The organism is Pedobacter punctiformis (assembly GCF_027213715.1).
GTDB classification, from domain to species: domain Bacteria; phylum Bacteroidota; class Bacteroidia; order Sphingobacteriales; family Sphingobacteriaceae; genus Pedobacter; species Pedobacter punctiformis.
Genome location: NZ_JAPWGM010000003.1, coordinates 392,901 through 415,636, shown reverse-complemented (window position 1 = coordinate 415,636; position 22,736 = coordinate 392,901). Strand labels below are relative to the sequence as shown.

The 22,736-nt window shown below is 37.1% G+C and carries 21 protein-coding genes; 11 read left to right on the top strand and 10 right to left on the bottom strand.

The features are described 5' to 3' along the window. Positions 1-23: 23 nt before the first annotated feature. Entirely contained in the window at positions 24-476 is a 453-nt protein-coding gene (locus O0955_RS10990; RefSeq protein WP_269427599.1) for a lipocalin family protein, read from the top strand. On the opposite strand, the gene O0955_RS10985 is transcribed toward O0955_RS10990, so the two are convergent. Beyond that, positions 473-1,171: a DUF6624 domain-containing protein gene (locus O0955_RS10985; RefSeq protein WP_269427598.1), complete on the bottom strand. Its 699-nt coding sequence runs from the start codon at positions 1,169-1,171 to the stop codon at positions 473-475. The genes O0955_RS10990 and O0955_RS10985 overlap by 4 nt on opposite strands. A gap of 343 nt (positions 1,172-1,514) precedes the next feature. Between O0955_RS10985 and dnaE the strand changes: the two genes are divergently transcribed. The 3 genes from dnaE to O0955_RS10970 all read left to right on the top strand — a co-directional run bounded on the left by dnaE (position 1,515) and on the right by O0955_RS10970 (position 7,761). Further along, positions 1,515-5,948, top strand: coding sequence for a DNA polymerase III subunit alpha (dnaE, locus tag O0955_RS10980; protein ID WP_269427597.1), 4,434 nt, complete (start codon positions 1,515-1,517; stop codon positions 5,946-5,948). Between the two features lie 142 nt (positions 5,949-6,090). Further along, positions 6,091-6,411: a thioredoxin gene (gene trxA / locus O0955_RS10975; protein WP_131539053.1), complete on the top strand. Its 321-nt coding sequence runs from the start codon at positions 6,091-6,093 to the stop codon at positions 6,409-6,411. 138 nt (positions 6,412-6,549) lie between these two features. After that, the gene (locus O0955_RS10970) at positions 6,550-7,761 is read left to right on the top strand and encodes a PQQ-dependent sugar dehydrogenase (protein WP_269427596.1); all 1,212 of its coding nucleotides are present in this window, start codon (positions 6,550-6,552) and stop codon (positions 7,759-7,761) included. A gap of 67 nt (positions 7,762-7,828) precedes the next feature. Here O0955_RS10970 and O0955_RS10965 read toward each other — a convergent pair whose 3' ends face one another. Beyond that, entirely contained in the window at positions 7,829-8,764 is a 936-nt protein-coding gene (locus O0955_RS10965; protein WP_269427595.1) for a DUF3078 domain-containing protein, read from the bottom strand. Positions 8,765-8,932: 168 nt separating this feature from the next. Between O0955_RS10965 and O0955_RS10960 the strand changes: the two genes are divergently transcribed. The 3 genes from O0955_RS10960 (at position 8,933) to O0955_RS10950 (ending at position 10,918) form a co-directional block, all read left to right on the top strand. Then, on the top strand, positions 8,933-9,850 hold the full coding sequence (locus O0955_RS10960; RefSeq protein ID WP_269427594.1) for a DUF58 domain-containing protein: 918 nt from the start codon (positions 8,933-8,935) through the stop codon (positions 9,848-9,850). Between the two features lie 88 nt (positions 9,851-9,938). Beyond that, positions 9,939-10,400 (top strand): redoxin domain-containing protein, encoded by a 462-nt coding sequence (locus O0955_RS10955; RefSeq protein WP_269427593.1) that lies wholly within the window; start codon positions 9,939-9,941, stop codon positions 10,398-10,400. Positions 10,401-10,402: 2 nt separating this feature from the next. Then, positions 10,403-10,918 (top strand): DsbA family protein, encoded by a 516-nt coding sequence (locus tag O0955_RS10950; protein WP_269427592.1) that lies wholly within the window; start codon positions 10,403-10,405, stop codon positions 10,916-10,918. Between the two features lie 31 nt (positions 10,919-10,949). Here the strand turns inward: O0955_RS10950 and O0955_RS10945 are convergent, their stop codons facing one another. Both O0955_RS10945 and O0955_RS10940 read right to left on the bottom strand, forming a co-directional pair. Beyond that, positions 10,950-11,891 (bottom strand): chitinase, encoded by a 942-nt coding sequence (locus O0955_RS10945; RefSeq protein ID WP_269427591.1) that lies wholly within the window; start codon positions 11,889-11,891, stop codon positions 10,950-10,952. A 200-nt stretch (positions 11,892-12,091) separates the two neighbouring features. Further along, on the bottom strand, positions 12,092-13,093 hold the full coding sequence (locus tag O0955_RS10940; protein ID WP_269427590.1) for a quinone oxidoreductase family protein: 1,002 nt from the start codon (positions 13,091-13,093) through the stop codon (positions 12,092-12,094). 145 nt (positions 13,094-13,238) lie between these two features. Here O0955_RS10940 and O0955_RS10935 point away from each other — a divergent pair, with 145 nt between their 5' ends. Beyond that, positions 13,239-13,574 (top strand): winged helix-turn-helix transcriptional regulator, encoded by a 336-nt coding sequence (locus O0955_RS10935; protein WP_269427589.1) that lies wholly within the window; start codon positions 13,239-13,241, stop codon positions 13,572-13,574. A 91-nt stretch (positions 13,575-13,665) separates the two neighbouring features. Here O0955_RS10935 and hppD read toward each other — a convergent pair whose 3' ends face one another. Further along, positions 13,666-14,796 (bottom strand): 4-hydroxyphenylpyruvate dioxygenase, encoded by a 1,131-nt coding sequence (gene hppD, locus O0955_RS10930; protein WP_269427588.1) that lies wholly within the window; start codon positions 14,794-14,796, stop codon positions 13,666-13,668. Positions 14,797-14,860: 64 nt separating this feature from the next. Beyond that, a complete protein-coding gene (locus O0955_RS10925) occupies positions 14,861-16,027 on the bottom strand; it encodes a homogentisate 1,2-dioxygenase (protein ID WP_269427587.1) in 1,167 nt (388 codons plus the stop codon). 314 nt (positions 16,028-16,341) lie between these two features. On the opposite strand from O0955_RS10925, the gene O0955_RS10920 reads away from it, so the two are divergent. The 3 genes from O0955_RS10920 to O0955_RS10910 all read left to right on the top strand — a co-directional run bounded on the left by O0955_RS10920 (position 16,342) and on the right by O0955_RS10910 (position 19,013). Further along, on the top strand, positions 16,342-17,340 hold the full coding sequence (locus O0955_RS10920) for a fumarylacetoacetate hydrolase family protein (RefSeq protein WP_269427586.1): 999 nt from the start codon (positions 16,342-16,344) through the stop codon (positions 17,338-17,340). A gap of 109 nt (positions 17,341-17,449) precedes the next feature. After that, positions 17,450-18,337, top strand: coding sequence for a flavin reductase family protein (locus O0955_RS10915; RefSeq protein ID WP_269427585.1), 888 nt, complete (start codon positions 17,450-17,452; stop codon positions 18,335-18,337). Between the two features lie 73 nt (positions 18,338-18,410). Further along, positions 18,411-19,013, top strand: coding sequence for a YdeI/OmpD-associated family protein (locus O0955_RS10910; RefSeq protein WP_269427584.1), 603 nt, complete (start codon positions 18,411-18,413; stop codon positions 19,011-19,013). Here the strand turns inward: O0955_RS10910 and O0955_RS10905 are convergent, their stop codons facing one another. The 4 genes from O0955_RS10905 to O0955_RS10890 form a co-directional block, all read right to left on the bottom strand. Further along, positions 19,014-19,565, bottom strand: coding sequence for a C40 family peptidase (locus O0955_RS10905; RefSeq protein ID WP_269427583.1), 552 nt, complete (start codon positions 19,563-19,565; stop codon positions 19,014-19,016). It abuts the gene before it with no gap. A 113-nt stretch (positions 19,566-19,678) separates the two neighbouring features. Further along, positions 19,679-20,053 (bottom strand): magnetosome magnetite crystal formation protein family, encoded by a 375-nt coding sequence (locus O0955_RS10900; RefSeq protein WP_269427582.1) that lies wholly within the window; start codon positions 20,051-20,053, stop codon positions 19,679-19,681. A gap of 91 nt (positions 20,054-20,144) precedes the next feature. Further along, positions 20,145-20,846, bottom strand: a complete 702-nt coding sequence (locus tag O0955_RS10895; protein WP_269427581.1) for an SDR family oxidoreductase — start codon at positions 20,844-20,846, stop codon at positions 20,145-20,147. A gap of 51 nt (positions 20,847-20,897) precedes the next feature. Next, complete coding sequence (locus O0955_RS10890; RefSeq protein WP_269427580.1) at positions 20,898-22,682, bottom strand: aromatic amino acid hydroxylase; 1,785 nt, start codon at positions 22,680-22,682, stop codon at positions 20,898-20,900. Positions 22,683-22,736: the final 54 nt, after the last annotated feature.

Here is a 22,736-nt window from a genome sequence, read left to right as displayed (position 1 = left end):
CTGGTATAACAAAACATAGGAATATGGAAAACAAACCAGTTGATATGCATGTAGATGTTTTGAGCTACGCCGGACGTTGGTATTGCTTGTATTCAATACCCAGGTTTATAAATTCGCACTGGAAACATACCATAGAAACCTACGTAATTCACCCTGATGGCTATTATGCAGTTTTTACTACTTATAACGTAGTTGGAGAAAAGCAAAAGAAATACATGCGCTCCAAACTGTCTGTAGTGCCAAAAAGCGGAAACTCCCGTTTAAAAGCACAATTTGTCTGGCCTGTTAAAATTGATTACTGGATTATAGAACTGGCAGAAGGTTATAGTTATGCGGTGGTTGGACATCCCAAGCATAAATACCTGATTATTATGGCACGTAAGCCCGAAATGGATGCCAGTTTGCTTAATGAAATTATTGAACGCAGCAAACAACGGGGTTACGATACCAATAAGTTAGTCAGCCTGGAACATTAATTAATTTTTGGCTTAACAATCTTGTCAATCTCCTTTTTGGTATATGCTTTATAAACAATACCCAATCTAAGTGCATTTACTTCAACGGTACTATCGAAGCCGGCTTTTTTACGTCTTTTATTTACATTTTTTGCGTTCTTAATCGGAATTACATATTGAAAAAACTCTTTTTTGCCCGTTTGAGGATTATTAATCATTACCCCGTATACCTGAGTGCCATAAACCTGTTCTTTTCCTTCCTGTCCTAGTTTCCTGTCAAGCATCATTGCAGTGTATTTAAAAGGTAATTCACCTTCTTTACCAGCTTTTTCAATCAAAGGATAATATTGCGAAATCTTACTTGGATTGTGTTGTATCACATAAAAAACTACTGTATTTGCGGGCTCGCCTACTAAAGTTTTTCCGGGGTAACCATATTTTGAAATAATGGCCTCGACCTTTTTGAGATTTATTGAATCAATTTTCGGCATAATGTTCCAAGCCTGTTTTTTCAGTTCTTCTTTCGGGTAATTGAAAAATTGTGCAAGTGTATCTTTTCTTTTTTCTGAGGTTTCAGAATCGACAAATTCTCTTATTCCCTGGTCTGTCTGCAAAATGGAATCAAGTTGTTTTTTTAACTCAAAATTAATTGACTTCTGTGCTAAAGTTGTAAGAGAACTGAAAACGATAAGTAATAAAACAGCGTATATTTTCATAGTAATAAAGATTTGTTATTATTTGCTTGTAAATCTACGAATGTTTCGTAGTTTCAGAAATGAATTAACTTTTTTTAACAAAAAATACTTACATCCAGAATGGCTTAATCTGTTTTTCCTTGTAAAGGACTGTTATTATTGATTCATTGCAGGTACTTTCCAAATCATCTTAATTTGAGTAAAATATAGTCGTGTTTTGCACCTCAACCTGCCGGATAGATTTAAAAAATATTTATATTCTTCAATTAATTATTGTTGATAATTAGCTGACAACTTCCGGCATCAAATTTCTTATTTTTGAAGAACCGTTATATTTCCAACGGTTAATTCTTTACAGCAACATATGTACTTAATTTTTGATACTGAAACCACCGGTTTGCCCCGCAATTATAACGCACCCATTACCGATACGGATAACTGGCCACGTTGTATTCAAATTGCTTGGCAATTGCACGATGAGATGGGGCGATTGGTTGAACATCAGGATTATTTAGTTAAACCGGAAGGATTTAATATTCCTTACGACGCTGAGCGAATTCACGGAATTTCTACCGAGCTGGCTACCGAGCAGGGTATAGGCTTTGATGAAATGCTTGCAAAATTTAATGAAGTTTTAAATAAAGCTAAGTTTATTGTCGGGCAGAATGTTGGCTTTGATGTAAACATTATGGGTTGCGAGTTTCACCGTTTTGGTATAGCTAACCGAATGGCAGAAATGCCTGTGCTGGATACCTGTACTGAGGTAACTGCCGATTTATTAAAATTGCCTGGCGGTAGAGGCGGTCGCTTTAAACTGCCAACCTTAACTGAGTTACACGCTTATTTATTTGGTGTGCCTTTTAGCGAAGCGCACAATGCAACCGCCGATGTGGAAGCCACAACCCGTTGTTTTTTAGAACTGGTTAAACGGGAAGTTTTTAAAAAAGAAGAATTACTGGTTGATGCAGAATACTTTCCACGTTTCAGAGAGGTAAATCCGGGTGAAATCGGGACCTTTGGAATTCAGCATATAAACCTTAAAGCTGCATCCGATGAGATCCGCAAACGCATTCAAAAAACTGAAGGCGGAGGCGTTTCTAAACAGGAACTTGCTGAAAATAAACAAGAGCTTGCTGCGGCTACTTTTGTACACCTGCACAACCACACCCAATTTTCTGTTTTGCAAAGTACCATCAGCATTCCTGATTTGATAAAGGCCGCGGCGGCACAAAAAATGCCAGCTGTTGCCATGACCGATCATGCTAATATGATGGGTGCATTTCACTTTGTAAACCATGTTTTAAATCATAATAAAGCCGCAGAAGCAAAAAATGCTGCTGCAATTGAAGCAGGAGAGCGTCCGACAGAAATTGTAATGAAGCCTATTGTAGGTTGTGAGTTTTTTGTTTGTGATAACCATCTGGATAGAACAGCGAAAGATAACGGTTATCAGATGGTTTTGCTGGCGAAGAATAAGAATGGCTATCATAATTTAGCCAAAATGTCGTCAATAGCCTATACAAAAGGATTTTATTATGTACCGCGGATTGATAGGGCTGTAATTGAACAGTATAAAGACGATATTATTGTTTTATCCGGTAACCTTGGCGGCGAGGTTTCCAGTAAGCTTTTAAACATGGGCGAAGCCCAGGCAGAAGAAGCTTTAATTTGGTGGAAGGAAAAGTTTGGCGCCGATTTTTATGTGGAGATTATGCGCCATAATCAGGAAGATGAAGATCGTGTAAACACTGCTTTAATTAACCTGGCCAGAAAGCATGAGGTAAAAATGGTTGCCACCAACAATACCTATTACATTAATAAAAAAGATGCAAATGCCCACGATATTTTACTTTGTGTAAAAGATGGTGAAAAGCAGGCTACGCCTATAGGCAGGGGCCGTGGTTATCGCTACGGTTTACCTAACCAGGAATATTATTTTAAAACTGCGGATGAAATGAAGGCTCTTTTTGCCGATTTACCTGAAGCAATTTTAAACATACAAGAGATTGTAGATAAAATTGAAATTTACAAACTCGCCCGCGAAGTACTCTTACCTAAATTTGATATCCCAGAACAGTTTTTAGTTACAGAAGATGATGCAGATGGAGGAAAACGCGGTGAAAACAAATATTTAAGACACCTGACTTATGAAGGTGCAAAGATAAGATACGGAATATTGACGCCGGAAATTACCGAGCGTTTAGACTTCGAATTGCAAACCATTGAGAAAACCGGATATCCAGGATATTTCTTAATTGTACAGGATTTTATTGCCGAAGCACGCCGTAGAGACGTATCAGTTGGCCCGGGGCGTGGTTCTGCTGCAGGTTCGGTGGTGGCGTATTGTTTATGGATTACCAATATTGATCCGATTAAGTACGATCTCCTTTTTGAGCGTTTCTTAAACCCGGATCGTGTTTCCATGCCCGATATTGATATCGATTTTGATGATGAGGGCCGTGGCCGTGTAATGGAATATGTAATTAACAAATACGGTTCCAGCCAGGTAGCGCAAATCATTACTTATGGTACCATGGCGGCTAAATCATCTATCCGCGATACCGCCCGTGTATTGGATTTGCCATTATTTGAAGCCGATAAAATTGCCAAGCTGATTCCAAATATGAAGCTGGCAAAAATCTTTACCCTGGATGAAAAAACCTTAAAAGATTCTTTGCGTCCTGATGAATACGAACGTGTACTGGAATTGAAAGCCATGGGGCTTTTAAAAGATTTAAGTGCAGAAACCATTCAGCAGGCACAGGTTTTAGAAGGATCGCTACGCAATACCGGGATTCACGCCTGTGGGGTAATTATTACACCGAGTGACATTACCAATTTTGTTCCGGTTGCCACCGCTAAAGATTCAGATTTATATGTTACCCAATTTGATAACTCTGTTGTAGAAAGCGCAGGTTTATTAAAAATGGATTTTTTGGGTTTAAAAACCCTGACCTTAATAAAAGATACGGTTAAACTGGTTAAGAAAAGGCATAATATAGACCTCGATCCGGATAATTTCCCGATTGATGATGTACTAACTTATGAGCTTTTCCAGCGGGGTGAAACCATCGGGATTTTCCAGTACGAGAGTCCGGGGATGCAGAAATACATGAAAGAGTTGAAACCTACGGTTTTCGACGATTTAATTGCCATGAATGCATTATACCGCCCGGGACCAATGGAGTATATTCCAAGTTTTGTGCGTCGTAAAAATGGTGAAGAAGAAATAAAGTACGATTTAGATGCCTGCGAAGAGTATTTAAAAGAAACTTACGGGATTACCGTTTACCAGGAACAGGTGATGCTTTTATCGCAAAAACTGGCGGGCTTTACTAAAGGTGAAGCCGATGTTTTGCGTAAGGCGATGGGTAAAAAACAAAAGGATGTACTGGATAAAATGAAACCTAAGTTTGTGAAACAGGCCGCAGAAAAAGGTCATGATGCTGCAACCTTAGAAAAAATATGGAAAGATTGGGAAGCTTTTGCATCCTACGCTTTCAACAAATCGCACTCTACCTGTTACGCCTGGATCGCTTATCAAACGGCTTATTTAAAAGCACATTATCCTGCAGAATATATGGCTGCTGTGTTATCCAACAACATGAGCGATATTAAACAAGTGGCCTTTTTTATGGAAGAGTGCCGCCAGATGGGGGTTGTGGTTTTAGGGCCTGATGTTAACGAATCTGATCTTAAATTCTCGGTAAATGCAAAAGGTGAAGTCCGTTTTGGGATGTCGGCTGTAAAAGGTGTTGGAGAGAAGGCTGTAGAAAGCATTATTGAAGAACGTGTCGCAAATGGTAATTATGCCAATGTTTATGATTTCGCAAAACGATCTAATACCCGTATTGTAAACAAAAAGGCTTACGAGAGTTTTGTATATAGCGGTGCTTTCGATGCTTTTGGTGGTCACAGGGCACAATATTTCTACATTGGCCCCAATGATAAAATGAACGGCATTGAAAAAATTATTAAATATGCCAATGATTTTCAAAACAATGAAAGTACTTCTCAGGCTTCATTGTTTGGAGGTTCAAAAGCAGATTTAATTTTGGAACCAACATTACCGGTTTCGCCTGAGTGGGCCTTAATAGACCGTTTAAAATATGAGAAGGATGCAATTGGAATTTTCCTTTCCGGGCACCCGCTCGATAATTATAAATTAGAACTCGATCGTTTCTGTACGCATAGCGTTAAACAGCTTAGCATTATTAATAAAGTACGTATGGGTGATACCAACGAGGAGGTTTTAGCCGAATTTGATAAGCTAAAAAACCGGGAGCTTTGTGTAGGCGGTTTAGTGGTAACGGCATCGCAAAGGGTAACCAAAACCGGAAAACCTTTTGGTACCTTTGTTTTTGAAGATTACGATGATGCCAGCGAGATGGCTTTATTCGGGGAAGATTTTATTAAGTTTAAATCGTTTTTAACTGAAGGTTATTTTCTGCAAATCAGAGGTAGGGTAGGTGAGCGTTTTGGAAAAGCCGGAGACTGGGAATTTAAAATTACAGCCATTAACCTATTATCTGATTTACGGGATAAACTGGCCAAAAGCATTACCATTCAGGTGCCTATAGAAAGAATTAACGATGAGTTGATGCGACAGATTGAAGCCATTTTAGCAGACAATAAGGCAAATTCTGAACAGCAAAACTGCCAGTTAAATTTTGCGATTTATGATAGAGAAAAGGAGATTATGTTGGATTTACCTTCTAAAAGCCTTAAAATAAATCCGAACAACAGGTTTTTAGAACAATTGGTAGGTTTACATGTTGTTAATTACAAACTCAATTAGGTTAACGGTATAAGGTTTAAAGCTTAGGGCCATAACCTTAAACCTGATATCATTAGTCTTTTACCAAACTAATGTCAAATTGGCATTATGTTATAGCTGGCATTAGAATTGAATACATATATTTGAACATAAAAAAATAATTATGGCATTAGAAATCACAGATGCAAACTTCGAGGAAGTTGTATTAAAATCAGATAAACCCGTATTAGTAGATTTTTGGGCAGAATGGTGTGGCCCTTGTCGCATGGTTGGTCCTGTAGTAGAAGAGATCGCTAAAGAATATGATGGTAAAGCAATCGTAGGAAAAGTGAATGTTGATAACAACCCTCAAATTTCTATGCAATTTGGTATTAGAAATATCCCTGCTTTATTATACTTTAAAGATGGACAAGTTGTTGATAAACAAGTTGGAGCAGTTCCGAAATCTGTATTAGCAGAAAAATTAAACAAACAATTGGCCTAATAAGGTTTAAGATTGGGCTAAAGATTTTAAATAAATCTCAGGTTCCGATTTAAAATATATATGACCCGAATTCGTTACAGAGTTCGGGTTTTTTATTACAGATATTTTTTGTTCTTTTAAATAAATAATCATTTCCTCATGAAACTGTTCACATACAAAACATCAAATTTATTGCTGGCAGGGTGCTTACTTAATCTGGCTGGCCTTTCAGTAGCTTTTGCGCAAAACTCAGTAGAAACACAGGAACCCTCTGCTGATTATAAACCTGCTTTTGCTGGTCAAACCAGAATTGGGGCGGTAAAAACTAAAACTCCATTGGATATTTCAATTATTAATTCAAAACTGGAAAATCCCTGGGGCATTTCTAACCTTCCAAATGGTGGGTTTATCATTTCTCAAAAAGCCGGAACAATGGTTATTTTAACAGCTGATGGAAAATTGAGTAAAAAGATAACAGGCTTGCCCAAGGTAGATCCATCAGGGCAGGGTGGCCTGCTGGATGTAACTTTAGATCCTGACTTTGCTAAGAATCGCATGGTTTATTGGGCTTATTCTGAGGCACAGAGTAAAGGTGTTTTATTGGCCATTGCAAAAGGTAAATTATCCGCTAATGAAACAACTATAGAAAACAAAATCATCATTTATAGGGCTACACCAGCCTATTCGGGTAAACTCCAGTACGGATCAAGAATTGTTTTCGATAAAAATGGAAACCTGTTTGTAAGTACAGGCGAACGTTCAGGCAATGACATCAGAATCCAGGCTCAATATTTAAATTCTTCTTTAGGTAAAATTCTCCACCTTACCACAGAGGGGAAACCTGTAGCAAATGGTCCTTTTGCCGGTAAAGGAGATGCACGGCCCGAAATATATGCTTACGGACTTCGTAATCCGGATGGCTTAGCCATTAATCCGCAAACCGGCGATTTATGGGAAGCAGAATTTGGCCCCAAAGGTGGCGATGAGGTTAATATTATTAAACCCGGTAAAAATTATGGATGGCCAATTATTACCTACGGTGTCGAATACAGCGGTAAAAAAGTAGGCGATGGCATTCAGCAAAAAGAGGGCATGGAGCAACCAATTTACTACTGGAATCCAAGTATCTCTCCGGGTTCTATTGCCTTTTACAACAGCAACAGTATTGCCGAATGGAAAGGTAATTTATTTGTTGGGGCGCTTAGCGGTTCTCACATCATTCGCCTGGTTATAAATAATAATAAAATTGTTGGCGAAGAAAGACTGTTAGAAGGTAAAGGCGAACGTTTCCGTGATCTTGTTGAAGGTAAAGACGGCGCATTGTATGCCATTACCGATAACGGAAATTTATATAGAATAGCTAAAAAATAAGTCTGTAGTCCGAAGTCGGGAGAGACTAAGTATTGTACTTAATAACTCCCGACTTTGGATTATTCTACTAGTACTTTCCAAATTTATAAGTTAAGCCTACACCTAAAGTTTCTTTAAGTTGTAGTTTGCCAATTTGGTTGTCATCATAAAATAAATCTGCTGTAATTTGGGTAGAAATAAAGCGGTTTACTTTAAGGTCTAAAATTGCCGAATAGGCAAGAACCAAATTCTGAGGATCTTTTAAATAGTTACTAAACACACCAAAACGGTTATCCAAAAGAATGTTTTCCATCAATTTTGCTTTATAACGGCCACCAACATAAGCACCTAGCTGATAAACAAAATTTTTGCCTGGATCTACACCAAATGCCTGCGTTAAAATACCATCGTGGTCAGGATCAAAAACAGCATCGTCATTTACAAAAGTTAAACGCGAAGTTAAAGGACGAATATTGATTTGAAAATTATCATTTGGAATATAATCAACACCCAAACCGAAAGTTAAATAACCAGGCGCTAAAAAGTTAGATAAGTAGCCCTGAGTAGGCTTGCTATAATCGTAACCCTTGCTAAATTGGGTTTTGATATTTAAACCAGCGGCAGCATACCAGTTACTTTGCTTAATCTGGTAACCATAATTAGAAGTAAGGTCTATAACGTCTTCTACCTTGGTGGTTTGGCTTTTTTGCTCAGAACGTAAACCATAACCCATTAAAATACGGTTTTCCCAAAGATTTTTACCTCTTTTAAGGTTAAATTCATAATCAGCTCTTGCAGTTAAAGCAACAGAATTTATTCCTCCCGCAACCCAGTTTGAAAACGCAGCCTGATTTAATAAAAAAGTATTTGTACCTCTTACTGTCCAGCCTTCCTGTTTTTTTGCTGTATCCAATTTACTGGCCAGTTTAGCACTTTCAGTATTTACTTTACCGTCTTTAACACTTTGTCCGAAACTATAAAGACTTATCAGGGATGATAAAATTAAGAGTACTTGTTTTTTCATTTTATTCAATTAAGCTGCAAAAGTAATATAATTAAAATTATTTTCCATGCCGGCATTGTAGGCGTTAACTTATAGGATAAGTATTCAGATTTATCATTTTGATAAGTTTAATTACCCCCAATTCTGGATATTCATTAAAAGAATAAAATACTTTTTTTAGCTTTACGTATGCAGACAGTTAATTATGGAAACGAAACCAGTTACGGCAATTTGGAATTACTTGCGCAGCAGGTTGTCGAAGGTTTTATAACCGGATTACACAAAAGCCCCTTTCATGGCTTTTCGGTTGAGTTTGCAGAGCACCGCCAATACAATAATGGCGATAATGTTAAAAATATCGACTGGAAACTATTTGCAAAAACAGATAAATTATATACTAAAAGATTTGAAGAGGAAACTAATTTAAGGTGCCAGTTTGTTATAGATGCCTCTTCTTCAATGTATTTTCCTGAACCTAAAAACAATAAACTTTCTTTTTCTATACAGGCTACTGCTTCTTTAATGTATTTATTAAAGAAACAGCGTGATGCCTTTGGATTAAGTTTATTTACAGATGAAATTCTGTTAAATTCTCCTGCAAAATCCACGACTGTACACCAAAAATTTCTATTTACGCAGCTGGAAGAATTACTGCAAAAGCCAAAAGTAAATGCCCAAACCAATTTAAGCGAAGCTTTACATCAGGTTGCAGAGCTTATCCATAAAAGGTCGCTGGTTATTGTTTTTAGTGATTTATTTAACACAGAAACAAGTCAGCAAAAAACAGATGATTTTTTTGATTCTCTACAACATTTAAAGTTTAACAAACACGAAGTTGTGGTATTTAATGTAGTTGATAAATCGAAGGAAGTAAGTTTTGAATTCGAAAACCGTCCTTATCAGTTTATAGATATGGAAACCGGTGAAAGTATAAAAGTCCATACCAACCAGGTTAAGGATAATTACAAACAGGCGGTAGCCGATTACAGACAACAAATAGCCCTAAAATGCACCCAATATAAAATAGATTTAATAGATGCCGACAGGGCAGAAGGTTTTTATCCGGTATTACAAGCCTACCTGATTAAGAGACAGAAAATGGGTTAACTTATATTTCGGTTTTATTTACCGGGAAACAACAAACAAGAAGGCTTTTGCACTGTTATAAAATTAATCCTTATTTAAACCCGTAAATATGTTAGAAAAAGGCGTAACAGCACCAGATTTTGAATTGAACGCTACCCCTGATCAAAAAATAAAGCTGAAAGACTTTAAAGGAAAAAACGTAATCCTTGCTTTTTATCCGGCAGACTGGAGCCCGGTTTGCAGCGATCAAATGGCACTTTATAACGAAATGCTTAAATATTTTACCAAACAGGATGCACAAATTTTTGGAATATCGGTAGACAGTGTTTGGTGTCATCTGGCTTTTGAAAATGATAGAAAATTACACTTTCCATTACTTGCAGATTTTGAACCCAAAGGAGCTGTATCTAAAGCTTATGGAGTGTATGATGATGAAACCGGCGAAAGCAAGAGAGCCCTTTTTGTAATCGATAAGGAAGGTAAAATAGCCTGGAGTTATTTATCTCCAACAGCCGTTAATCCGGGGGCAGATGGTATTTTGGATGCATTGGAAGAACTAAATAAAAGTTAATCATGAGTTTAAAACCTGCAGTAGGTAGTCAGGATCATGTTCAGGGAGATGATTCAGCTTCCATAGAAATAGTAGAATATGGTGATTATCAATGTCCGCATTGTGGAAATGCCTATCCGATAGTAAAAGAAATTCAGGAAACTTTTGGCGACCAGATTCGGTTTGTCTTCCGCAATTTCCCTTTGTCAGAGTCGCATGAGTATGCTTTTTCAGCGGCATTGGCTGCCGAAGCCGCTGCTTTGCAGGATAAATTTTGGGAAATGCATGATGCCCTTTATGAAAATCAAAGCCGTATGGATGATGATCTTTTTGAAGAGCTTGCAATACAAATCGGACTTGATATTGAACAATTTAGAAAAGATTTTGAATCGGCTAATCTGGAACAAAGAATTGAGTTTGATTTTGAAAGCGGTATCCGGAGTGGCGTTAATGGTACACCTTCATTTTATGTAAATGGCGAAAAGTTTGATGGTGGCGTTACAGATTTGTATCAGCTGCTTAAAGAAAGCACTGAATAAGATGAATGCTGTTTGTTAGAGTTAATCATATTTAGTCGCTAAATGGTGTCATTTGTGCACATGAACACATACCATTGATATCATTTGTTTTAAATAATTTCAAAAAGTGCTGATAGAAACCGATTCTATCTTTCATGGCCGGTATGTTTTCACCTTTATTACATTCCAGTTTACCATTTATAATGTTAATGGTCATTCCGAAACCCGGTTTATAACCCTTTTGATTTTCTGCAGCCGTTGGTTTCCATTTTCCTGTAATTACATCATGTGCAGAAGGTTTTAAACTTTGTGGTGTCATCCAGAAATAAATAGCAGTTTCAAAGGCAATTTTTGCATTTAAACTTACCAGATCAGGGTTATTCAATAAGATGTTTTTATCTCCAAAAATACAATCAGAAGCGAAACCATAATTGCCGTTATAACTTAACTGTAAAGGGCCGCGGCCATAATATTTTTTTCCATTAACGGCGGGATAAATCACATTTTGACTGATGTAAGCAGAGTCGGTTACCAATTCCTGAATCAACATTAAACCATCATTATATTTATTGTTTGTCCCGTTCCGGGTTTCGTGGGCCATGTGCGCAAATATTGCTGAAAATTCCTTTTTGCTGGTGCAAAAATCAGCATAATCAATTTCGGCGCTTTGATAAGGCTTTTGCTTAGCCCAGTTTTCATCCCAATCTTTATCCTGTCTTACAACAGTTATTTTTCCGGTGTTTTTATTCGTTCTGTTAATTTTATAAATCCAGTCACCCCGTTTTTCAATCTTTATCTTGACTGCCGCCATTTCATTAACTGCAGAGGTAAAAGCAGCATAACTATAAAATTTGTTCCTAAGTGGAAAGCAAAGGTTGAATTCCTTTTCAGAAATAATTGACCTGGTAATAACACGTTTTTCGTTGTGGAAGCCTGAAAGTAATACCACAATCAGGAGAGATAAGGCTATAAAATTAAAATATTTAAACTTCATGCTTGTGTATTTTAAAATTAAATAAAAAACCCTCATATATTTTTAACAATACATGAGGGATCAGATAAGGGTAACCGGAAAACTAAAAAACTAATTATGAGTTTTTAGAATTTAACAAAACGGAAATCGCTTCTTATGTTTTGTTGTTTCAAAGGTGCAGTTCAATTATGAAGTTTTAGTGAAGATTATTTTTCTTCCGGCTAATCAATCGTCATAACTAGTTTTTTGCCCTTTGTTAAATTATTTTCCATTAAGTTATGTGCTTGTTTTACAGTGTTTAAAGAAAAATGACCCACTATATTAATTGCTGCAGTATCTAATTTATTGCCCTCTATTAATTTTTTTAATTCATTAAGGGTTTCGCCATACCATTCCAGATTATTTTTTAATGTAAAAGAGTAGTTAGAAATATTAAGAATAGAAGCACCCTTATCAAACAACAGTTCCCGTGTTTTTTGAGTGCTTAAGAAGGTAATGTCTGCATAAACACCATTTACTTTTAAAACAGCGGCTGCAATTTCCGAAGATTCATCGCCAACAATATCCACAACATAATCGAAATGCTGTTGTTTATTTGCATCCAATATCCTTTTTTCAAGATCAGGTTTTTTATAATCTAATACCTGATCATCATTAAGTCCCATGGCCTTAATTGCATCTGTACTTTCTATATTCCCCGCAATGGTGATAATTTGATGGATGTTGCTGGATTTTAACAATTTAATCAAAAAAGAACCTACTGCACCGCTTCCGCCAGTAATAAAAATACTTTCATTGGGTTTAACATTTAAACGGTTAAAGGTTTGCCAGGCGGTTAAGCCTGCTGACGGAATGGCTGTTGCCTGCTCAAAACTTAAGCTTTTAGGTTTTAAAGCTGCTTTCTTTTCGGTAAGCGCCATATATTGTGCATAACTGCCATTTGAGCCACTGCTCCCGGAGGCCGCATAAATTTCATCGCCGGGTTTAAAATTTTTAACCCCTTCTCCAATTTCTTCTACTATGCCAGCCAGCTCACGACCCAAAACTGGTGAATTCATCAGCTCGCTTTCCCTTCTGCCAAGGCGCATTTGATAATCTATCGGATTAAATGCGGTGGCCTTTAACCTGATTAATATTTCATCTCCTTTGGGTTTTGGAACAGTTAGATTTTCTAATTTAAAATTATCAGTGCTGCCAAAGGCTTTTAATGTTATTGCTTTCATTGGTCATGGTTTTATAAAAGCTTAGTTTATGATTAAGCTATGAATAAATTCAGTTATTGTTTTTTTACCTTAGTCAAAGTTGACCTAAAAAAACACGGCTGGCAATGGCTTGTTTTATTTGGAGTTACTCAAAAAAAAGTGAGTTATGATTAAAGAAAATTCATCAAATGCATTAAACAAAGCATTTTTGCTTAATTCATGCCGCATAAACGGCGCTTTAGATGTTATTTCAGGCAGGTGGAAAGCATTGATCCTGATTCATATTTTTGAAGGGGTGAACCGATTCAGCTTGTTAAAAAATGTACTTCCTTCTATATCCGATCAGGCTTTAGGCAAACAATTAAAGGAACTGGAAACGGATAAATTACTGACTAAGGAAATTATTGCGGAGGTTCCGGTTAGGGTAGATTACCATTTAACAGAAAAGGGCCAGGCATTAATGCCCATTTTAACTAACCTTTCGGAGTGGTATGATTTATAAATGTAATTGCTGGATTTAAACCGCAAATAAATAAAAAACAAAAGCCGGAGTTATTCCGGCTTTTTGTTTAGGATGGAAGTTTAATCAGGTATTAAAGGTTACCCCTTAATTCCTGTTCACGCTCTAAAGATTCAAATAGGGCTTTGAAATTTCCTGCACCGAAGCTTTGGGCGCCTTTGCGTTGGATAATCTCAAAGAATAGGGTTGGACGGTCTTCAACTGGTTTTGTGAAAATCTGGAGTAAATATCCTTCTTCATCACAGTCGACTAATATACCTAAATCTTCCAGAATTTTGATCTCCTCGTCAATTTTGCCTACACGTTGAGGCATCATATCGTAGTAAGCCTCAGGCGGAGCACTTAAAAATTCTACTCCGCGTGATTTTAATTCCTCTACAGTTTTTACAATATCTTTAGTTGCTACAGCAATATGTTGTACGCCTTCGCCTTCATAATATTCTAAATATTCTTCAATTTGTGATTTCTTTTTACCTTCAGCAGGCTCATTAATCGGGAATTTAGAAAATCCATTTCCATTACTCATTACTTTACTCATCAAAGCAGAATATTCCGTATTGATTTGTTTATCATCGAAAGAAAGAATATTGACAAAGCCCATCACATCTTCATACCATTTAACAGCTTCGTTCATGCGGTTCCAACCCACATTACCCACGCAATGGTCGATGTATAAAAGTCCTGCATCAGCCGGTTTATAATCACTTTCCCAAATCCGGTATCCCGGAAGGAAAGCACCTGTATAGTTTTTACGCTCAATAAACATGTGAACGGTTTCACCGTAGGTGTAAATTCCACTCATTTTTACCTCACCACGTTCATCAGTCAAAGTTTGAGGTTCCATATAAGCTTTTGCGCCGCGTTTTGTGGTTTCTTCAAAGGCACTGTAGGCATCATCAACCCAAAGTGCTAAAACCTTCACACCATCGCCATGTTTTTTTACATGCTCCGCAATCGGATGATCTGATTTTAAAGCCGTCGTTAAAATTAACCTGATTTTGCCTTGTTGTAATACGTAAGAAGCACGATCACGAACACCGGTTTCAGGTCCGGCATAGGCCAGGCTTTGGAAACCAAAAGCTGTTTTATAATAATGTGCAGCCTGTTTTGCGTTGCCTACATAGAATTCTATATAATCGGTTCCGTTAATTGGCAAAAAATCCTGCGCTTTAGATATCTTTTCTGCAAATGTTAATGTTTCCATTGTGTTTTTATGTTTTGTTGTACTGTTAAATGTTGTAATTGAAATATTTGATATGTTTTATGTCTTATTCTATATTGATCTGCCAGCTTTTGTGGTAATTTTCATCTTCAATATCCAATGCTTCCTGTGTAAGCATTAAGGGCTTAAAAGGATCAATCATTACTGCCAGCTCATCGGTTTTTTCTTTACCAATTGATTTTTCAACCGTTCCGGGATGTGGACCATGCGGAATACCGCCCGGGTGTAAGGTAATTTGGCCTTTAACCACACTTTTACGGCTCATAAAATCACCATCCACATAATACAAAACCTCATCGCTGTCTACATTGCTGTGGTTATATGGTGCAGGAATAGAATCAGGGTGGTAATCATATTTGCGGGGAACAAAAGAGCAAACTACAAAATTATGCCCTTCAAAAGTTTGGTGTACGGGAGGAGGTTGGTGTAACCGGCCGGTAATAGGCTCGAAATCGTGAATTGAAAATGCGTAAGGATAATGGTAGCCATCCCAGCCTACGTAATCAAATGGATGTGTGCCATAAGTATAAGGATAAATTAGCCCTTGCTTTTTGATCAGCACTTTAAAATCGCCGTATTCATCATGGGTTTGCAGGTTTTCCGGTAATCTTAAATCACGTTCGCAATAAGGTGCGTGCTCCATTAACTGACCGTATTGATTTAAATAACGTTTGGGTGGACGCAATGGACTGAAACTTTCAACAATGAAAAGACGGTTGTCTTCGGTATCAAATTCCATTTGATAAATGGTACCTCTTGGCACAATCAGATAATCGCCATAAGCGAATTTAATCTCTCCAAAACCTGTTTTTAGTTTTCCTGAACCTTCATGAATAAAAATCATTTCATCAGCCTGGCTGTTTTTGTAGAAATAATCGGTCATTGATTTTCGTGGAGCTGCCAAAACAATGTGTAAATCGCTATTCACCAAAACAGGTTTACGGCTTTTTAAATAATCATCTTCAGGCTTAATTTTAAAACCAATTAAGCTGGTATGTTTTAAATGTTTTTCGCGTGCAATTGTTGGCTCAACACTGTATGGCTCACCCAAATGCTTTACAATTGTTGGTGGATGGCAATGGTAAACAAGGGAGTAAAGGCTGGAAAAACCTTCGGTTGATACCAGTTCTTCTGCATAGAGTTTGCCATCAGGTTTACGAAAAACCGTGTGTCTTTTTGCTGGTATTTGCCCCAATTTATGATAAACAGGCATAATTAAAATGATTTGTGGTTAGAAAAATCTATAGAAATAAACAATTAAAACAGCAATGCGTTTTAACAAAGGAAAGCGGGAAAATATTAAGAATATTGAGCCATGATCAGCTTAGAGAGCATCTTGTAACGGCGTGCAGCAATGGCATCGTTTACTAAATTAATATGTAATGCTTTTAAGATCATGCTTTTGAAAGTACTAAAGTAGGCATTTTATTGATAAGATGAAATTTTATGACATTTAATAAAAAATAAATTACTTAGTTTTAAGCTATAGCTAATTCGTAGCTTTACCCCGAATTTTAACCAAATCTTATGAAATTAGTATCCTATAAAACTGAAGACAGAGAACATTTAGGCATTTTTATTAACGGACATATTTATAATTTAAATAGTTGCGATAAATTGCTGCCCAATAATATGAACGAATTTTTGCAGGGAGGGGTAGAGCTGATGGATCGTGCAAAAAAAGCTGATGCTCAAATAAAGGATGGAAGCTTACAAGCTAAGGAAGAAATTTTTTATGAAGTGCTGGCACCGGTTCCGCATCCGGCGAGTTGCAGAGATGGTTATGCTTTCAGACAGCACGTGGCCGCGGCACGCCGTAACCGTAAAGTAGATATGATTGCTGAGTTTGATCAATATCCTATTTTCTATTTCACCAACCACAATGCCATTCAGGGGCCGGGCGAAATAGAGTGTATGCCTGACCATTTTGAAAAGCTGGATTTTGAACTTGAAGTAGCCGTAGTAATTGGTAAGAAGGGCAGAAATATTAAAGCTGCCGAAGCGGATGAATACATTGCAGGTTATATGGTGATGAACGATATGAGTGCTAGAACGCTGCAAATGGAAGAAATGCTTTTAAACCTGGGCCCGGCCAAAGGCAAAGATTTTTCTACCGTGATTGGCCCATGGTTGGTTACCCCTGATGAGTTGGAAACCTATAAAGTTCCAGCTAAAGAAGGGCATGTGGGTACCAATTATAATTTAAAAATGACTTGCAGGGTTAATGGTGTTGAGTTATCTAACGGTAACATGGCAGATATGGACTGGACTTTTGCCGAAATTATTGAGCGTTGTGCTTACGGGGTTGATATTCTTCCGGGTGATGTAATTGGATCAGGTACGGTAGGTACGGGTTGTTTACTGGAATTAAATGGTACCGGATTACTAAATGACCCTAACTATAAAGTACAATGGTTACAACCGGGTGATATTGTTGAAATGGAAATTACCGGATTAGGCGCTTTAAGCAATACCATAAAAAAAGTTGATACTGATTTTTCAATTCTCGCATTGAAGAAAAAATAGTTGGATAAAATATAATTTGGAAGGTTTAAATATTTGAAAGGTTTAATGTTGAGGCAATAGAATTTCAAACATTAAAACTTTTCCGCCTTTAACATTAAATATCAATAAATTGCTTACGCTAAAAACATCTGATCTGTCTCCGGTTCAATTGCAGGATTATTTGCAGTATGCCATTGCACCAAGGCCAATTTGCTTTGCTTCTACCATAGATGCTGAAGGGAACATCAATTTAAGTCCTTTCAGTTTTTTTAACATGTTTAGTACTAAGCCGCCCATTTGCATTTTTTCTCCGGCCAGGCGGGTTCGTGACAACACAACAAAACACACGCTTGAAAATGTTTTGCAGGTTAAGGAATGTGTAATCAATATAGTGGATTACAGCATGGTACAGCAAATGAGTTTAGCCAGTACGGAGTATGCTAAAGGCGTTAATGAATTTGAAAAGGCTGGTTTTACCATGCTTAAGTCTGATGTTGTGCAGCCACCAAGAGTTGCAGAGGCGCCAGTACAATTTGAATGTGCAATTAATCAGGTTATCCCGCTGGGTGATAATCATGGTGCAGGTAATTTAATTTTAGCTGAGATAAAATTAATTCATATTAACGAATCGATTTTAGATGAAAACGGCAAAATAGATCAGGAAAAAATAGATTTGGTTGCCCGTTTGGGTGGCGATTGGTATTGCAGGGTTACTAAAGATAATTTGTTTAAAGTAGCCAAACCTCTTGCTAAACTGGGCATTGGGGTTGACGCCTTACCACAAGCTGTACGACATTCGAAAGTTTTGACGGGTAACGATTTAGGAATGCTGGGTAATGTAGAACAGTTGCCTGGAGATGAAGAAATTGATTTGATCAGTCAGTTGCCAGAGGTAAAAGAGGTTTTAGATGCCACTATTGGTGATGTTACGAACAGAGAAAGAGAACTACACGAGCTTGCGAAATCCTTTTTAGCTAAAGGTGGCGTAGAAATTGCATTGAAAATTGTTTTACTGTAATTTTTCTAATCAACTACCTGATGGGAACTAGGACAATAGTCAATTCTCCGGGTAATTAATAAAAAATGAGCTTATGCATACTATCGTAGCTGTTGATCAATACATTGCAAATGCAGCCGAATTTGCAATTCCAATACTTACCCATTTAAGAAAACTGGTTCATCAGGCCGATGCCCGCATTGAAGAAAAAATAAAATGGGGGATGCCTTTCTTTGATTTCAAAGGAACTGTTTGCCACATAGCTGCCTTTAAAAATCATTGTGCCTTCGGCTTTTGGAAAGGTTCAATAATGGACGATCATTACAAAATATTTAAAGAACGGACAGAGGCAATGGGTTGGCTGGGACAAATCAGGTCATTTTCTGATTTACCTGCTGATGAAATTATGATTGCTTATATCCAGCAGGCCATTAAATTAAATGAAGAAGGTAAAAAGCTACCGCCAAAACCTAAAACGGTTAAGACAGAATTGATAGTACCTGAATATTTTCTGGAAGAATTACAAAAAGATCCGGCAGCGCTAAGTACTTTTCAGAATTTCAGTCACTCTAATAAAAGAGAATATGTAGAATGGCTTGAAGAGGCCAAAACGGAGGCTACCAAACAAAAGAGACTCGAAACCGCTGTGGAGTGGATTGGAGAAGGAAAAACGAGAATGTGGAAGTATAAAAAGTAATTATAAAATTGAAACAACCTTCATAAAACGACTTTTGTAATAATCGTTAAACTCGGTAATGGTTACGCCGTGTGCTTTACCGGAAGTTGAATGGATAAATTTAATTCCATCATCATCAATAGAGTAAACAATGCCAACATGGCCAATTCTTCTTACTTTTGGATTGGTGCCGGTAAAAATTAAAACATCGCCAACTTTAACATTTTCTAAGCTGGTTTCTTTTCCGGTACTGCTAAATTCAACAGATGACCGCGGTACCTTAAATCCGAAATTGCCAAAAACGTAACTTACAAAACCAGAACAGTCGAAACCTATTTTTGGATTACTGGTGGCATAATGATATGGAATACCCAGCATTGATTTAGCAAAATTGATTAACGTTGCAGAATTTGTACCTGAGCCTGTATTTGAAGATAAATCTTTGCTGTTCTTAGGTAAATTGGCGATCAACTTTTTAACCACTTCCTGATATTGAAGGGGTAGGGTGGTTTGTGCTTTTCCTGCTGTTGCAGACAAAATGAAAAACAAAATTGGAACTAATATTTTCTTCATATGTTGGCGCCAAATATAGAAAAAATATTTTAAGCCGGTTATAATGTTGATAATGAGTTTAAATGAAAAAGCCTGAACTATTGCTCAGGCTCTTTAAAATGCTTTTACTGAAACTATATTGTTGAAAACATAGTTTGTGCTTTTTCTCCAATTAATGGCATTGGTTTTTTCTCGCCTTGTACAGCACCGATAAATCCAATAATCCATATAACAGTCAGGGCAATATAAACAATGTAACCAATATACCCAAGGGCAGCAACTCCGGTAGCTACAATTAATATCCCCAAAACAATGCTTAAAGCAATAACTACTACGGTAGATACAATTGCAAATAATAATGTTTGTCTTAATTGATAACTGCCCAGTTCGGTTTTGTTGTCTTTATGCATGGCAAAATATGCAATTAACCAGCCAATAAGGCCAAAGTAACTGACAATACCGGCAACCTTGCCATTGTCTGTTGTCGTGATGTTGTTGTTTGTTTCCATGTATTTAGTTTTTAAGGTTTTTATCCGGTTGAAGATAAAATAATTAGGTTTTATCTAAGTAATGAAAAAAAATCAACACTATGAAATTTTATTATGGAGTAGTCACGGCAACGGGAATTATTTTGCCATTAAAAAATTTATGTCCTGTTTTGGCAAAATCAGCAACATATTTACCCATTTCAAAGGCCATTACCGGACTTTGATATCCTGGAAATGCTGCTTCAAGCATTTCTGTCTGGGCTGAACCTAAAGCCAAACAATTTATTTTAATACCCGTTTCTGCCAATTCAAAAGCCAAACACTCAGTTAAAGTATGTAAAGCCGCTTTGCTTGATGAATAGGCAGATAAACCAGGGAATTTAACACTACCCTGAAAACCACCCATACTGCCAATATTGACAATATGACTACCTGTATGCATTAATGGAAGCGTGTTTTGGATCATTCTGAAATGACTGATGACATTGCTTTGCAGCATTTCGCCTAAATCTGTTTCAGTAGTTTCTAAAAACGGTTTATTAATTAAGGACCCGGCATTATTAATCAGGATATCTATTTTGCCCAAACGTTCCTTTAAAAAGGGAATTAAGGCTGCATAATCATCATTTACAATGTCAAATTCTACCGGTAAAACAGTACAATCCGGATTTATACCTTTTGCAATTTCTAAAAGTTTACGGAGTTTATCTGCCGAACGTGCAATGGCAACGATTTTATTGTCTTTTTGTAGGCTAAATTCTAAAGCGGCCTCGAAACCTATGCCACTACTGGCGCCAGTTATAATAATATTCATTTCTTTATTGTCGTAATTTTAGGTTTACCTTAGCTCTTTTGTGGGGTAAATTTAGTCATTTTCAATAATCAACTGACTTACTGGATTTTTAATTACATGCAAACCATCATGAATCAGTTTAGTATGATCGGCTTCTTTCCCGGCCTTAATCTCAAGGTAAACCATTAACTCTTTTTCCAGCTGATGGTATAATTTCTTGTGAAACACAATTTCAAGTATCTCTAATGCGCAAAGCCAGTCTTGTCTGTGTTTGCCCTTAAGTTCTTCAAAAATTCCGGCTAACTGATCAAAACCTTCACCACTTTTTCTAATTTCCCTTACGGTTTTATAAAGTTTATGAAGCTGGAGTGTTTTCTCATCGTAATTATGCTTGTGGGTTTTAGCCTGGCTGATTAAGGTTATTTCTTCAAAAGCATCTTTATCTGCCGCTCCATTAAAAACAGAAACAATCTTTTCACCAATCGCCATGTCGTAAATGCCCCATTCGGGTTTAAACAGGTAATTGCCATTGTTTTCGGTAACTGTACAATCTGTAAAGGCAATTAAAATAACTTTTTCATCCTTAATGGTTATTTCTTTTACCTGCCCGCTTACCTTAATTCCACTTTCGAAAACAAGTTCTGCTTTCTCTCCGGTTACTATTCCAGCTGTTTTTAATTCGTCTGTTGTATAATTTTCTAAAGGTTTTGAACTGTTTTTTAATTTCCCGACAGGAGAGGAGAAACCATCTGTATGATATTCCTTTCCATGCCCGCTAAGTTGCTTGTTTGCAAAAGCAAGTGCTGAAACACCTGTTGTTTTAATAAAGGTGAGTGCATCGTCGGTATTGACACCAATATCTGTAAAAATACCGCTTACCTGTAGTCCGGAACTGTAAACAGCCGTTGCTACGTTTTTACAGGCAATAGCTTTCATAATACTTTCAGTACCACCACGTCTGAAGGCCATGGTATTTGCAAATTCTTCTAAAACATTGATCAGGTTTTGAAAGGTCTCTGTTACAAAAAGTTGAGGTTGCGGTTTTGTAATGTCGTACTGATAATTTAAAGTATCAATATTATACCACAATTTCTCCACATCGCTTTGCATACAAGTTGCACTTTCTCCAATAGAAGACAATAAACCTGCGCCATAAATTTTAGGGTCTTCCAGTGTGCCAATCAAGCCATATTCAACTGTCCACCAGTGTAAACGGCCCAGCAAAGCCATTTCAGATGGTTCGCCCATATTTTCACTAATGTAACGAAGTTCTTTTTCAGCTTTGGCAATGTCTGATTCTTTAGCATCAGCTGCTTCCTTTAAAATGGAAAGTTTTCTGATGGCTTCGTAAAGTTCAAAATCTTTGGCCGAAAACATAGCCTTGGCCCCAATCGAACCAAAATAACTTAAATAATTGTTGTAATCAGTATCTGCAATAATGGGTGCGTGACCTGCACTTTCATGTATAATATCCGGCGCTGGCGTATATTCAATATGGTTAATCTGACGGATATCTGCTGCAATAACCAATACCCTGTAGGCCTGGTATTCCATAAAAGCTGCCGGGGGAATAAAACCATCCACCGTAACCGCTCCCCAACCAATTTTACCCAGGTTATCGTTCATGGTTTGCAAATCAGGAATATATTCGATACTTAAACCTGCCCGTTGTAAACCTTTAATGTAAGGGTAATAGGCTACATTTTTTAAGTAGCTGTAATTTTGACGCATTACATAACGCCAAACAGCCTGATCTATGGGAGTATATTTTTCGTAATTCTGCGCAACAATAAATTGCTTTAAATGCCGGGGCAATTTAGCAACCTGTGCGTTGCCAAAATCGTTAAAATCGCTCATATCATGAAAATAAGTTGGTCAGCAGCTAAGTTATGATGTTGCTTTTATCTAAGC

Coding starts and splice junctions, on each gene's coding strand:
- O0955_RS10990 (WP_269427599.1), top strand. CDS start 24: ATGGAAAACAAACCAGTTGATATGCATGTAGATGTTTTGAGCTACGCC.
- O0955_RS10985 (WP_269427598.1), bottom strand. CDS start 1,171: ATGAAAATATACGCTGTTTTATTACTTATCGTTTTCAGTTCTCTTACA.
- dnaE (WP_269427597.1), top strand. CDS start 1,515: ATGTACTTAATTTTTGATACTGAAACCACCGGTTTGCCCCGCAATTAT.
- trxA (WP_131539053.1), top strand. CDS start 6,091: ATGGCATTAGAAATCACAGATGCAAACTTCGAGGAAGTTGTATTAAAA.
- O0955_RS10970 (WP_269427596.1), top strand. CDS start 6,550: ATGAAACTGTTCACATACAAAACATCAAATTTATTGCTGGCAGGGTGC.
- O0955_RS10965 (WP_269427595.1), bottom strand. CDS start 8,764: ATGAAAAAACAAGTACTCTTAATTTTATCATCCCTGATAAGTCTTTAT.
- O0955_RS10960 (WP_269427594.1), top strand. CDS start 8,933: ATGCAGACAGTTAATTATGGAAACGAAACCAGTTACGGCAATTTGGAA.
- O0955_RS10955 (WP_269427593.1), top strand. CDS start 9,939: ATGTTAGAAAAAGGCGTAACAGCACCAGATTTTGAATTGAACGCTACC.
- O0955_RS10950 (WP_269427592.1), top strand. CDS start 10,403: ATGAGTTTAAAACCTGCAGTAGGTAGTCAGGATCATGTTCAGGGAGAT.
- O0955_RS10945 (WP_269427591.1), bottom strand. CDS start 11,891: ATGAAGTTTAAATATTTTAATTTTATAGCCTTATCTCTCCTGATTGTG.
- O0955_RS10940 (WP_269427590.1), bottom strand. CDS start 13,093: ATGAAAGCAATAACATTAAAAGCCTTTGGCAGCACTGATAATTTTAAA.
- O0955_RS10935 (WP_269427589.1), top strand. CDS start 13,239: ATGATTAAAGAAAATTCATCAAATGCATTAAACAAAGCATTTTTGCTT.
- hppD (WP_269427588.1), bottom strand. CDS start 14,796: ATGGAAACATTAACATTTGCAGAAAAGATATCTAAAGCGCAGGATTTT.
- O0955_RS10925 (WP_269427587.1), bottom strand. CDS start 16,027: ATGCCTGTTTATCATAAATTGGGGCAAATACCAGCAAAAAGACACACG.
- O0955_RS10920 (WP_269427586.1), top strand. CDS start 16,342: ATGAAATTAGTATCCTATAAAACTGAAGACAGAGAACATTTAGGCATT.
- O0955_RS10910 (WP_269427584.1), top strand. CDS start 18,411: ATGCATACTATCGTAGCTGTTGATCAATACATTGCAAATGCAGCCGAA.
- O0955_RS10905 (WP_269427583.1), bottom strand. CDS start 19,565: ATGAAGAAAATATTAGTTCCAATTTTGTTTTTCATTTTGTCTGCAACA.
- O0955_RS10900 (WP_269427582.1), bottom strand. CDS start 20,053: ATGGAAACAAACAACAACATCACGACAACAGACAATGGCAAGGTTGCC.
- O0955_RS10895 (WP_269427581.1), bottom strand. CDS start 20,846: ATGAATATTATTATAACTGGCGCCAGTAGTGGCATAGGTTTCGAGGCC.
- O0955_RS10890 (WP_269427580.1), bottom strand. CDS start 22,682: ATGAGCGATTTTAACGATTTTGGCAACGCACAGGTTGCTAAATTGCCC.